General features: G+C 55.0%; 9 protein-coding genes. 3 read left to right on the forward strand and 6 right to left on the reverse strand.

The genetic code is table 11. The features are described from left to right. Nucleotides 1-103 precede the first annotated feature (103 nt). Genes RG807_RS06835 through RG807_RS06845 form a run of 3 tightly spaced genes read right to left on the reverse strand, consistent with a single transcriptional unit; the run spans nt 104 to nt 4,579 of the window. A complete protein-coding gene (locus RG807_RS06835) occupies nt 104-661 on the reverse strand; it encodes a cob(I)yrinic acid a,c-diamide adenosyltransferase (RefSeq protein WP_309044238.1) in 558 nt (185 codons plus the stop codon). Nucleotides 662-701: 40 nt separating this feature from the next. Further along, nucleotides 702-1,724: a ketopantoate reductase family protein gene (locus RG807_RS06840; RefSeq protein ID WP_309044239.1), complete on the reverse strand. Its 1,023-nt coding sequence runs from the start codon at nt 1,722-1,724 to the stop codon at nt 702-704. 2 nt (nt 1,725-1,726) lie between these two features. After that, complete coding sequence (locus tag RG807_RS06845) at nt 1,727-4,579, reverse strand: valine--tRNA ligase (RefSeq protein ID WP_309044240.1); 2,853 nt, start codon at nt 4,577-4,579, stop codon at nt 1,727-1,729. 211 nt (nt 4,580-4,790) lie between these two features. Between RG807_RS06845 and RG807_RS06850 the strand changes: the two genes are divergently transcribed. Continuing rightward, nucleotides 4,791-6,002 (forward strand): pilin, encoded by a 1,212-nt coding sequence (locus tag RG807_RS06850; protein ID WP_309044241.1) that lies wholly within the window; start codon nt 4,791-4,793, stop codon nt 6,000-6,002. Nucleotides 6,003-6,065: 63 nt separating this feature from the next. Here RG807_RS06850 and RG807_RS06855 read toward each other — a convergent pair whose 3' ends face one another. Both RG807_RS06855 and RG807_RS06860 read right to left on the reverse strand, forming a co-directional pair. After that, nucleotides 6,066-6,584 carry a DNA polymerase III subunit chi gene (locus RG807_RS06855; RefSeq protein ID WP_309044242.1) on the reverse strand — a complete coding sequence of 173 codons (519 nt, stop codon included), beginning with the start codon at nt 6,582-6,584 and terminating at the stop codon, nt 6,066-6,068. A gap of 9 nt (nt 6,585-6,593) precedes the next feature. Beyond that, nucleotides 6,594-8,087 carry a leucyl aminopeptidase gene (locus tag RG807_RS06860; RefSeq protein WP_309044243.1) on the reverse strand — a complete coding sequence of 498 codons (1,494 nt, stop codon included), beginning with the start codon at nt 8,085-8,087 and terminating at the stop codon, nt 6,594-6,596. Between the two features lie 200 nt (nt 8,088-8,287). Here RG807_RS06860 and lptF point away from each other — a divergent pair, with 200 nt between their 5' ends. Next, entirely contained in the window at nt 8,288-9,391 is a 1,104-nt protein-coding gene (gene lptF, locus RG807_RS06865; protein WP_309044244.1) for an LPS export ABC transporter permease LptF, read from the forward strand. Next, nucleotides 9,384-10,445, forward strand: a complete 1,062-nt coding sequence (lptG, locus tag RG807_RS06870; RefSeq protein WP_309044245.1) for an LPS export ABC transporter permease LptG — start codon at nt 9,384-9,386, stop codon at nt 10,443-10,445. Before lptF ends, lptG begins: the two co-directional genes overlap by 8 nt. Before the next feature lie 17 nt (nt 10,446-10,462). Here lptG and RG807_RS06875 read toward each other — a convergent pair whose 3' ends face one another. After that, on the reverse strand, nt 10,463-11,002 hold the full coding sequence (locus tag RG807_RS06875) for an RDD family protein (RefSeq protein ID WP_309044246.1): 540 nt from the start codon (nt 11,000-11,002) through the stop codon (nt 10,463-10,465). Between the last annotated feature and the right edge of the window lie 114 nt (nt 11,003-11,116).

The raw sequence follows: 11,116 nt of genomic DNA on the forward strand, positions 1-11,116 counted from the left end.
TTGGCTTCGCCATCCATGGCTACGCACAGTTTCCGGAGTCTCAGCGCCCCACTTGGCCTGGTTTTGGAGCAAGCCGTCTCGCATTTTTAAGCCTTGGTGAACGCTACATGCCAGATTTTTTCTGGTCCCACAGAATCTCTTCAGCGCCTTCCCTGCGCGCTAACACCCTTGAAGCTACAAACAACAGATCGGACAAACGGTTCAAGTACTGGCGCCCCAGTGGATTGATGGAATCCTCGTGACTGAGGGCTACCACTACACGCTCTGCTCTGCGGCAAACGGCGCGGGCCAGGTGGCATTGAGCTGCAGCTGGGCTTCCGCCTGGCAGGATGAAGTTCTTCAGAGGCGGCAAGGGCTCGTTCAGTTCATCCAGCAGAGTTTCCAGCCAGCTAATGTGATCTTCAGTGATTGCTTTGCTTCCGGGAATCGCAAACTCGCCACCCAGGTCAAAAAGGTGATGTTGAATGCGGCGCATGGATTCCAGCATGTCATCGTCACTATCCAGAGTTTCGATCAGCAGGCCGATATGGCAATTCAACTCATCGGCCATGCCCATTGCCTCAACACGCTGAGCGTTTTTGGCAATACGATTACCATCGGCCAGGCCGGTAGTGCCGTCGTCACCTGTGCGGGTGTAGATCTTGGAAAGGCGGTTGCCCATGATGTTGCTCCTGGTAGTTTAAGCTGATTGGCTAAAAGCCTTATAGACCTTGTACTCGTTCGGTCAGCATTTGGTTTACCGGCGTGGCAATGCTATGGCGCCTTCCGCATTGCACTAGATAGCCGTTGATATAGTCAATCTCTGTTTTACGACCCGCTAAAATATCCGCGCGCATGGAAGACGTATTGCTGGCGGTGTTTCTCGCCACAGTTTCTATACGCTCCCGAAGAACCTCTGGTGCAACGGCTTCTGAGGTCTCAGCTGCCAACAAAACAGATATCTCCGAGCAAAGCCCATCAATGTTCTGCTGATAAAGAGGTGAGCTCAGAATGTCTCCATTAGGGCAGTCGAGCAGGGCCGTAAACGGATTTATCCCGGCATTCACTACCAGCTTCTGCCAAAGCCGCTGCAGAATGTTCTCCTCTGCATGAACCCGCAAGCCGGTTTCAGCTAGTTGCTGAACAACACTCGCGGTGTGGTCAACGGCACTAGCCGTAAGCGCGCCCACCCAGGTATCACCAGTTCCGGCATGGACCAGAACATCCGGGGAAGGGCGATTCGCTCCTTCGGTAGTGCTGGCTGCCAAAATCGACCGCTTCGGCCAGCGCTCGGCAACTGCTTGTTGGCTGCCTAATCCGTTCTGAAACAAAACAACTGGTGTGCCAACCGGAATCCGAGGCAGCCAAGCGTCCAAGGCAGCGAGGGTATCTCCAGCCTTCGTTGTTACGAGCAGAAGACCCACTCTCTCAACTGACTGAAGCCACGGAGGGTTAATGTTAGTGCGGGCTTCACCAGAGCTCGGCGAAGCCGTCAGGACATCCCTCCCGAAACCTTGTGGAGCCATGGATGGCGGAACAGAGCGTACAAGGACGTATTCACAGCGTGTTTCGGGAGGGATGTCCTGACGGCTGACGCTTCTCCCAAGCCGATAAGCGTGCTCAGGCCGAGGCAAGAAACCACAAAGAGCAGAAGGCAAAAGGGCGGCCCAAAGCCGCCCCAAAGAACCCGCTCCAAGAATGGCGATCACCCCGCCACCCCCGGAACGCTCACCCGCAGACACCATACCTACATGGCCTCAATATCTGCGCGCTGCTGCTGCAACCGGCTCAGATTACCCTGAACCTCATCCAGCTTTTCCTGCTCCTTGGCAACCACTTCAGCAGGCGCCTTAGCAGTAAACTTCTCATTGTTCAGCTTGCCCTCAAGACGACCGATCTCCTTCTGCAGACGCTCAAGCTCCTTATCCAGGCGCTTCAGCTCCGCATCCTTATCGATCAGCCCGGCCATAGGCACCAAGACTTCCATATCGCCAACCAACTGAGTGGCACTCATGGGCGCATTGTCACCCTCAAACCATTCCAGGCTTTCCAGTTTGGCCAGAGAGCTTAGGAACTGACGGTTTTCATTCATCCGGCGCTGACCTTCCGCGCTGTTGCCACGGAACAGAACCGGAATCTTCTTGGCCGGGGAAATGTTCATCTCGCCGCGAATATTGCGCACGGCCACAATCACACCCTTCAGCCATTCAATATCTTCAACCGCCTTGGCATCGTGCTTGCTGGCATCCACCTGCGGGAAGGGCTGCAACATGATGCTGTCACCGGATTTTCCAGCCAGCGGTGCAATCCGCTGCCAGATTTCTTCGGTGATAAACGGCATGATCGGATGCGCCAGGCGCAGAACCGTTTCCAATACGCGAACCAGAGTGCGGCGGGTTCCGCGCTTCGCCTCAACACTGCCGCTGTCGTCGCTCAGGCAGGGTTTGGAAAGCTCCAGATACCAGTCGCAGTACTCATTCCAGATGAACTCATACAGTGCGTGAGAGGCCAGATCGAAACGGTACTGGTCCAAGTGGCGGGTTACATCCTGCTCGCACTGCTGCAGGGCACTGATAATCCAGCGATCAGCCAGAGACAGCTCTACCGGCTCACCATTTACGCCGCAGTCTTCGCCTTCCACGTTCATCAGTACGTAACGGGCAGCGTTCCACAGCTTGTTGCAGAAGTTGCGGTAACCTTCCAGACGCTTCATGTCCCAGTTGATATCGCGCCCGGTGGTGGCCATGGCTGCGAGAGTAAAGCGCAGGGCATCGGTGCCGTGGGCAGAAATACCTTCCGGGAATTCCTTTTCAGTCTGCTTGGCAATTTTCTTCGCCAGCTTCGGCTGCATCATGTTGCCGGTGCGCTTTTCAAGCAACGGGGCCAGATCGATACCGTCAATCATATCCAGCGGATCAATCACGTTGCCCTTGGATTTGGACATCTTGTCGCCGTGCTCGTCGCGGATGAGGCCGGTCACATACACCGTTTTGAACGGAACCTGAGGCGTGCCGTCTTCATTTTTCATGAAGTGCATGGTCATCATGATCATCCGGGCAACCCAGAAGAAAATGATGTCAAAACCAGTCACCAGAACATCCGTCGGGTGGAAAGTTTTCAGGCGCTCGGTGATTTCCGGCCAGCCCAGAGTGCCGAAGGTCCACAGGGCAGAGCTGAACCAGGTATCCAGTACATCGTCGTCTTGCTTCAGGGCGAAGTCGGCTGCCAGATTGTGCTTCTCGCGGACTTCCTCTTCACTGCGACCCACATAAATATTGCCGTCGGCGTCGTACCAGGCAGGAATGCGGTGGCCCCACCAGAGTTGCCGGGAAATACACCAGTCCTGAATGTCACGCATCCAGGAGAAGTACATGTTCTCGTATTGCTTGGGCACAAACTGGATGCGACCGTCTTCTACTGCTTCAATGGCGGGCTCGGCCAGTTTTTTCGCATCGGCAAACCACTGATCGGTCAGCATCGGCTCGATGATCAGGCCCGAGCGGTCCCCACGGGGCACGCTCAGTACGTGATCTTCCACTTGCTGAACCAGGCCGCCGGCTTCCATGTCGGCAACAATCTGCTTGCGGCCGTCTTCACGGGTCAGGCCGGCATAGGCTGCAGGCAGGCAGGCATCCAGCTCGGTGTTCTCTGTGCCATCACTATTGAAGACTTCGGCCTGCTCACGGATGTTCGCATCCTGGGTCAGCACGTTCATCATCGGCAGGTTGTTGCGTTTGCCTACGGCATAGTCGTTAAAGTCGTGTGCTGGCGTAATCTTCACGCAGCCGGAACCTTTCTCGGGATCGGCGTGGTGGTCGGCAATCACCGGGATGCGACGGTTCACCAGCGGTAGCATCACGAACTTGCCAATCAGGTGCTGGTAACGCTCGTCATCCGGGTGAACGGCGACAGCGGTATCGCCCAGCATGGTTTCCGGACGGGTAGTGGCCACAACCAGATAGTCTTTACCATCTTGTGTGGTAGCGCCGTCAGCCAATGGGTAACGCAGGTGCCAGAAAAAGCCTTTCTCTTCCTTGTTCTCAACTTCCAGGTCGGAAATGGCGGTGTGTAGCTTCGGGTCCCAGTTCACCAACCGTTTACCACGGTATACCAGTCCGTCCTCGTAAAGGCGGATAAACACTTCCTGCACGGCTTTGTAGAAGCCGTCGTCCATGGTGAAGCGTTCGGAGTCCCAATCGACGGAGTTACCTAACCGGCGCATCTGGCCGGTAATGGTACCGCCAGACTCTTCCTTCCATTCCCAGATACGCTTGATGAACTCGTCGCGGCCCAGGTCGTGGCGGGTTTTGCCTTCTTCTGCCGCCAGTTTGCGTTCAACCACCATTTGGGTGGCGATACCTGCGTGGTCACTGCCCACCTGCCACAGGGTGTTATGGCCCTGCATACGTTTGTAGCGGGTGAGGGTGTCCATGATGGTGTGCTGGAAGGCATGGCCCATGTGCAGGCTGCCGGTCACATTGGGTGGCGGGATGGCAATGCTGTAGGACTCGCCCTCGCCGCTGGGGCGGAAGTAGCCTTTGGATTCCCAGTTTTCGTACCACTGGCGCTCAATGTTTTCTGGCTGGTAGGTTTTTTCCATGGGTTTTTCTGGCGACCGTTTGATTGATTCACAAGGGGAAATTGAAACGCTGGATTATACATGGTCGCTTGCCTTCGAGCCATGGAGGTCGGCTTCGGCAGGCCGTGTCCCACCTTCGGGTATGTGAAATCGACATGTAGTCGTGGAAGATGTTCGTTGTTTTTCTCTATAATCGCCGGTCACTTTGAACACATCTTAACGAGGGAATACCATGGATTTGGTTTACAAGAACGAGAAACCGTTGCTCAGGATAGCGGTCGTGTTTTCAGCGATTATCTGGCTTGCTTTGTTTGTCGGGACGTTCGGGATTTTGTTGTTGTACTTGCTTTTGGGCTATGTGTTTTTCCTGTTTGCGCATTCTGCATTTATCTCCCACCTGAAAGGCTCGGGTGTGCGCATCAGCCAGGATCAGTATCCAGATCTCTATGAACGGCTTGTTCGTTGTTCCGAAAAAGTCGGCGTCACAGAGTTACCTGAGGCATATCTGCTTCGCACCGATTTCTTTAACGCACTGGCCACCAAGTTTCTCGGCCGTCACTTTGTGGTGTTGTTTACCGATGTGATTGATGCTCTGGAAGATCAGCCGGGTGCGGTCGACTTCTACATTGGCCATGAACTTGGCCACATACACCGCAAACATCTTTCCTGGCGCGCGTTTGTCATGCCCGGCTCGCTGTTGCCTGTGGTTGGGCCGGCTTTGCGCCGCGCAGAGGAGTACACCTGTGATCGCTACGGCGTTGCCTGTTGTCAGTCTTCAGAGGATATCAAGGCCGCCATAGCAGCAATCGCTGCAGGCGATACCCGCTGGAAGACCATCAATGTGGATGCTTACCTCAGTCAGATTAAGGCAACCAGTGGGTTCTGGATGTCGTTTAACGAACTAACCGGCGACTATCCGTGGCTGACAAAACGCATGGCGACCGCTTTGGCACTGGCGCAAGGCAGGGAGGTGAAGCATCCTCGCCGCAGTATCGGGGCCTGGGTGCTATCGATGTTTGTGCCCCGGTTGGGTGGTGGTGCTGGCGGAGCGGCATCCCTGTTGGTAACTGTCGCGATCATCGGTGTGCTGGCTGCGGTGGCAATTCCTGCTTACCAGCAGTATGTAGAAAGTGCACGTTATTCGGCTGCATACTCCATGGCTCAGGAGGTCCAGGCTCGAGTCACTTCCTACGCCACTGAGAACCAGGCTTGGCCGGTAACTATGCAAGAGCTGGGTTACCCGGAGCTGACATTGGAGAATGACGTTCAGAACTATACGATCGATGTATATGAAGACGGCATGATCGGGGTCGAAATGGGCGTGGACCGTTCGGGAGAGTCCAAATATATCGTACTTGAACCTGCCGTCGATGACGGCGAGATCAGTTGGATGTGTTACGGCCAGAATGTGAATGAAAAACACTTGCCAGCGAATTGTCGTTAATTTCGTCGTATTCGCAAGCTGGAAGCTTTAATCCAGAGCTGTCCAGCAATGTATGATCAACGATCAGGATCGCGGTCGTTGATCATACACCTGGGCCTCGATACCCAAGGCGCGCAACTGCTTGAAATGTGAACGAGCCTGGTTGAGAACGGCGGGGTCGTTATGGGCCACTAAAGCGAGGCGTTTGAATTTGTCTGCGTTCGCGGGAAGGGTTTGGGAGAGAATGATTACGGTATCCCAGTCCTCCGCAATCGGCGGGCACAACAGTATGCCAACAGGCTCTGCGCAGGGTGTTGCGGCATCCGGTATGACGCTGTGCGGGATGAACGCGTCCGGGCTGAAGCTCCAGATTAGTTCGTCCAGCTCCTCAGCTTGTTGCTGGGTGTCACACACAATGCACACCCTGTCACCCTGCTGCCAGGCCTTGCTTACAAGCTTGGTGGCGTGCAGGTTGCGGGCGGCGGGAGTGTCTTGCAGGAGAATGTGAAACCAGTAACGCTGGTTTTTATCTTCCTGTGCAGACCCGGGCCGAGAGTTGCCGGCAGCAGGGCTGCCGGCTTGTGAGGCTGAATTACTTTCCATTACTTGCCATTATTTTCCAGCGTGGGACATCAGGTAGTCGACCAGCAGGGGAACCGGTCGGCCGGAGGATCCCTTGGCTTTACCGGAATGCCATGCAGTTCCCGCGATGTCCAGATGAGCCCAGCGATACTCCTTGGTGAAGCGCGCGAGGAAGCAGGCCGCGGTAATGGTGCCTGCGGTGCGGCCGCCGATGTTGGCCATGTCTGCAAAGTTACTGTCCAGCAGGGTCTGGTACTCCTCCCAAATGGGCAGGCGCCAAGCCTTGTCGTTGGCACGTTCACCCGCAGCCAGCAGTTCGTTTGCCAGCTCGTCATTGTTGGCCATCAGGCCTGTTGTCTCGTGGCCAAGGGCAATGATGCAGGCGCCGGTAAGCGTTGCCAGGTCGATAACCACTTCCGGATCAAATTTCTTCACATAGGTGAGGGCGTCGCACAAAACCAGGCGGCCTTCAGCATCTGTATTGAGGATTTCAACCGTCTGGCCAGACATGGTGGTGACGATATCGCCAGGGCGAGTCGCGTTACCATCAGGCATGTTCTCAGCAGCCGCGATAACGGCAACCACGTTGATTTTTGGTTTGGTTTCCGCGAGTACCTGCATGGCTCCGAATACGGCAGCAGAACCGCCCATATCGTATTTCATTTCATCCATGCCAGCGCCCGGCTTAAGGCTTATGCCGCCGGTGTCGAAGGTAATGCCTTTGCCTACCAGGACATGAGGCTTGTCTTTCGCATTGCCTCCACGGTATTCCATGATGATCAGGCGTGGTGGTTGGGCGCTGCCCTGACCCACGGCCAGAAGGGAATTCATGCCGAGCTTTTTCATCTGCTTTTCATCAAGCACTTCGGTCTTGATGCAGTCGTGTTCAGTGGCCAGTTTGTTGGCTCGCTCTGCCAGCCATGAAGGGTGGCAGATGTTCGGTGGCATATTGCCCAGATCGCGGGCCAGGTTCATGCCGCGACCGGTTGCCAAACCCAGATTAAAGGCTTCTTTTTGTGCTTTTCCAGCATCAGAAGTGGCGACCAGAACTTTGTTGAGCTTGCGCGCTGAAGGCTTTTCGCTCTTGAACTCGCTGAAGCTGTAGAGCTGATCTTCCAGAGTACGGCCGATCAGGCTCAGTTTTGCCAGTTCGGAGCTAAGGCTGTCATCGCCAGTCAGGGCGGTGTCGGTCAAGCTGATCAGCACGCTCTTTGATGGCCCATCTTTCAGCGCGCCCATCATGGCAGTCAATGTCTTTCGAAAATTTGCACCAGTGCGTTCAGTGTCTTTACCTGTGCCAACAACAAGCAGTCGATCCCATGGTTGGTCGCTAAGTGGAATCAGGCTTGTGTCCGTATTCTTACCTTTGATGTCGCCGGCTTTCTGGAGTTTGGTAATCAGCCCGCCAAGTGCGCTGTCGGCCTCGGTAGTAGAGGCTGGCCAATCCCCTTGTTCTGGAAGGGCGACGACCAGGCAATCGGCTTTTGTGCTCGCAAGGGCAGTACTGTTAAGGCTGAAGTTCATGGAAACTCCTATAGTTATCCGGGGAACGCCGCAATGATGAGCGGCGAGAATGATTTAATCCTGTTCCACCAAGCATTGGGGTTTGTAGGCGGATTATCAAGTTAGGAGGGCTACACTGTTATTCAGCCCCAAGGTTACATAGAATACCCGCAGTTTTCCCATTCCTCCATGTTCCGGTTTATACGGGCAGAGAAACCGTTTTGAGCATTATTTTCCGCTATCTCATACGTCAGGTTATGGTCAGCATGGTTGCCGTCTCGGGCATTCTTCTGCTGGTGTTCATGAGCGGCCGCTTTCTCAAATATTTGGCCGGTGCCGCTGAAGGCAAGATTGCCCCTGGCGTGTTGTTTGAAATTATGGCGTATCGCTTCCCCGGGTTTCTTGAGCTTATCCTTCCGTTAGGTCTGTTCATCGGCATACTGCTGGCCTATGGCCGTATGTATCTCGAAAGTGAAATGACCGTGCTGTCCGCTTGCGGTGTAAGCGACGGTCAGTTGCTGTCAAAAACCCTGGTGGGCAGCCTTGTTGTTATGCTGATTGTCGGAAGTATGAGCCTGGTGGTTTCGCCTTGGGGTATGCAGCAGGTTGAAGAAATTTTTGCGGAGCAGGCGAAGGCAACAGAATTCGATCTGCTGGCGCCGGGGCGGTTCCAGAAGCTTTCGTCGGGTGGGCGAGTGACCTACACCGAGGCCCTTAGCGATGATAAGCGCCAGCTGCAAGGCGTGTTTATTGCTGAGTACGGTAAAGGCGGAACTGGTGTGAACGTCATCACCGCCGATTCCGGATCCCAATTGATTGATGAGGAAACCGGCAGTCGTTTCCTCATTCTCGAGAACGGTGCGCGTTTTGATGGGACGCCCGGGAAACTGGATTACCAGATTACAAGCTTTGAAGCCTACGGCCTGAAGATTCGCAGCGGCAGCAGCGGTGATGTGGATTTGGATGAGGGCGTCACTACCGGTCAGTTGATGAAGTCGAACGACCCCCGCGACCGGGCCTTGTTGCACTGGCGCTTTTCGTTGCCGCTGATTGTTCCGATAGTAACCCTGCTGGCGGTTCGGCTAAGCCGGGTTAATCCTCGACAAGGGCGCTTTTTCCATCTTCTGCCCGCCATGCTTGTATACGTTGCCTATCTTGGCTTGTTAATTGTTGCCCGAGATGCCATGGCGGACGGCAAGGTGCCTGAGTGGTTGGGCATGCTCTGGGTGCACGCCATCTTCCTTGCGCTTGGTCTCTGGCTGCATTTTGGCCCAGCCTGGCTTCACAGAAAAAAGGTGAAGCGGGAAGGAGTGGTCAATGCGTAAGATCGATCATTATGTGATGCGCAATGTCGGCGGAGCCATGCTCCTGGTGATGCTCGTAGTTCTGTCCCTCGACCTGATCTTCGCCTTCGTTGCCGAGCTGGACGACACTCGTAATAACTATCAGATTCTGGATGCCCTCTGGTTTGTAGTCCTTACCGTGCCGCGCCGGGTATACGACTACCTGCCTCTTGGAGCCTTTATGGGCTGTTTGATCGGGCTGGGTAGCATGGCCAGTTCTTCCGAGCTCACGGTGATTCGTGCGGCCGGGGTTTCTATCAAACGGGTTGTCTGGTCTGCAATGAAGCCTGCATTGGTGATCGTTCTGGCGGGTGTCCTTATTGGTGAGTACCTGGCGCCTCCGGCGGAGCGCGCTGCTCAAAGCCATAAAGCGGTTGCTCTCGGTGCGGGCCAGAGTGTGGCCGCAGCCCACGGGGTATGGCACCGGGAGGGTAATGTGTTCATGCACCTTAATGCGGTGCAGCCAAACGGTGTGTTGCACGGTGTTTCGTTGTTTCGTTTTGATGATCAACGGCAACTGATAGCGGCCAGTTTCTCGGAGCGGGCAATTTATCAGGGCGACCACTGGCTGCTGGAGAACTCCACGACCACTCGCCTTGAGGGTGAATCCACCAAGCGGGTAGATCACAAGAGTCTGCGCTGGGACACGGGGCTGTCCCCAAGCGTGTTGAGCGTGCTGATCGTTAAGCCGGAAAACCTTTCTATGACTGGCTTGTATACTTACGCCAACTACCTTGGTGATCAGGAGCTAAATGGCTCTCCCTACTGGCTGGCCTTCTGGAAAAAGGCCCTGATGCCGCTGGGCACAGGGGTGATGGTATTGGTGGCGATTTCCTTTATCTTTGGGCCGCTGCGCTCAGTGACTATGGGGTTCCGGGTGTTTACCGGGCTACTCGTGGGATTGTTATTCAAGTATATGCAGGACCTGCTGGGCCCCATGAGCCTGGTTTATGGGTTTAACCCGGTTCTGGCGGTGGTCGTGCCGATTGCAATCAGTGCGGTGTTTGGTGGCGTATTGATGCGCCGGGCAGGATAGCCGCCCGGCATTCTGGTTCAGCCTGCCTTGGCTTTATGGGGGATGCCGACAACCATGCTGTCTGAAAACCTGTCAGTTATGGACAGACCGTTTATAGGGTAGAACAGCGCGATCATCGCTGGAACGGACAGAAATAGAGTTGCCGAACCGAGGTAGTAGCCGGCCAGAAGAGCCAAAAAAAATACCGCCGCTGCGCTCACATACCTACGAAGAGCCTGGCCCCAACTCACCGAGGAGCCATCCAGATTCTCAATGCGGATTCGCCAAACTTGCATGCCCAGTGTTTGCCCTATCCGCGTCCAGAAGTACGCAAAGAACAGGTACATCACCAGAAACAATACGAACGTCAGGCCGGGGTCGCCGGATAACTGACCCGCTTCGGCTTTCTGCTCCATGCTGTCCCAGCCGGTAATCCAGCCAGTTATCATGGTGTATATCCATGTGGTAACCAGAAGTACGGCAATACTGATCAGGCCGTCGTAAATAATGGCGAGTGATCGTTTGAGAAACGTCGCTGGGGGTAGCAGTTCATCAGCGGCGTGGAAGCGGCGGGGCATGGGCTCTCCTGTGATTTTTCACGTTTTTCCTGTACTCAGCGTGTGCTAGAGTAGCCGATTTGCACACGCATGTAAGTATTCGTATTCAATCGCGGATCCCGCCGCTTCCCGGTG

Origin of the sequence: Marinobacter sediminicola (assembly GCF_031157525.1) — a bacterium.
In the GTDB taxonomy this organism is placed as follows: Bacteria; Pseudomonadota; Gammaproteobacteria; order Pseudomonadales; family Oleiphilaceae; genus Marinobacter; species Marinobacter sediminicola.

What these genes read in the sequence shown, in the direction of transcription:
- RG807_RS06835 (WP_309044238.1), bottom strand. Translation starts at nt 661, where the DNA reads ATGGGCAACCGCCTTTCCAAGATCTACACCCGCACAGGTGACGACGGC.
- RG807_RS06840 (WP_309044239.1), bottom strand. Translation starts at nt 1,724, where the DNA reads ATGGTGTCTGCGGGTGAGCGTTCCGGGGGTGGCGGGGTGATCGCCATT.
- RG807_RS06845 (WP_309044240.1), bottom strand. Translation starts at nt 4,579, where the DNA reads ATGGAAAAAACCTACCAGCCAGAAAACATTGAGCGCCAGTGGTACGAA.
- RG807_RS06850 (WP_309044241.1), top strand. Translation starts at nt 4,791, where the DNA reads ATGGATTTGGTTTACAAGAACGAGAAACCGTTGCTCAGGATAGCGGTC.
- RG807_RS06855 (WP_309044242.1), bottom strand. Translation starts at nt 6,584, where the DNA reads ATGGAAAGTAATTCAGCCTCACAAGCCGGCAGCCCTGCTGCCGGCAAC.
- RG807_RS06860 (WP_309044243.1), bottom strand. Translation starts at nt 8,087, where the DNA reads ATGAACTTCAGCCTTAACAGTACTGCCCTTGCGAGCACAAAAGCCGAT.
- lptG (WP_309044245.1), top strand. Translation starts at nt 9,384, where the DNA reads ATGCGTAAGATCGATCATTATGTGATGCGCAATGTCGGCGGAGCCATG.
- RG807_RS06875 (WP_309044246.1), bottom strand. Translation starts at nt 11,002, where the DNA reads ATGCCCCGCCGCTTCCACGCCGCTGATGAACTGCTACCCCCAGCGACG.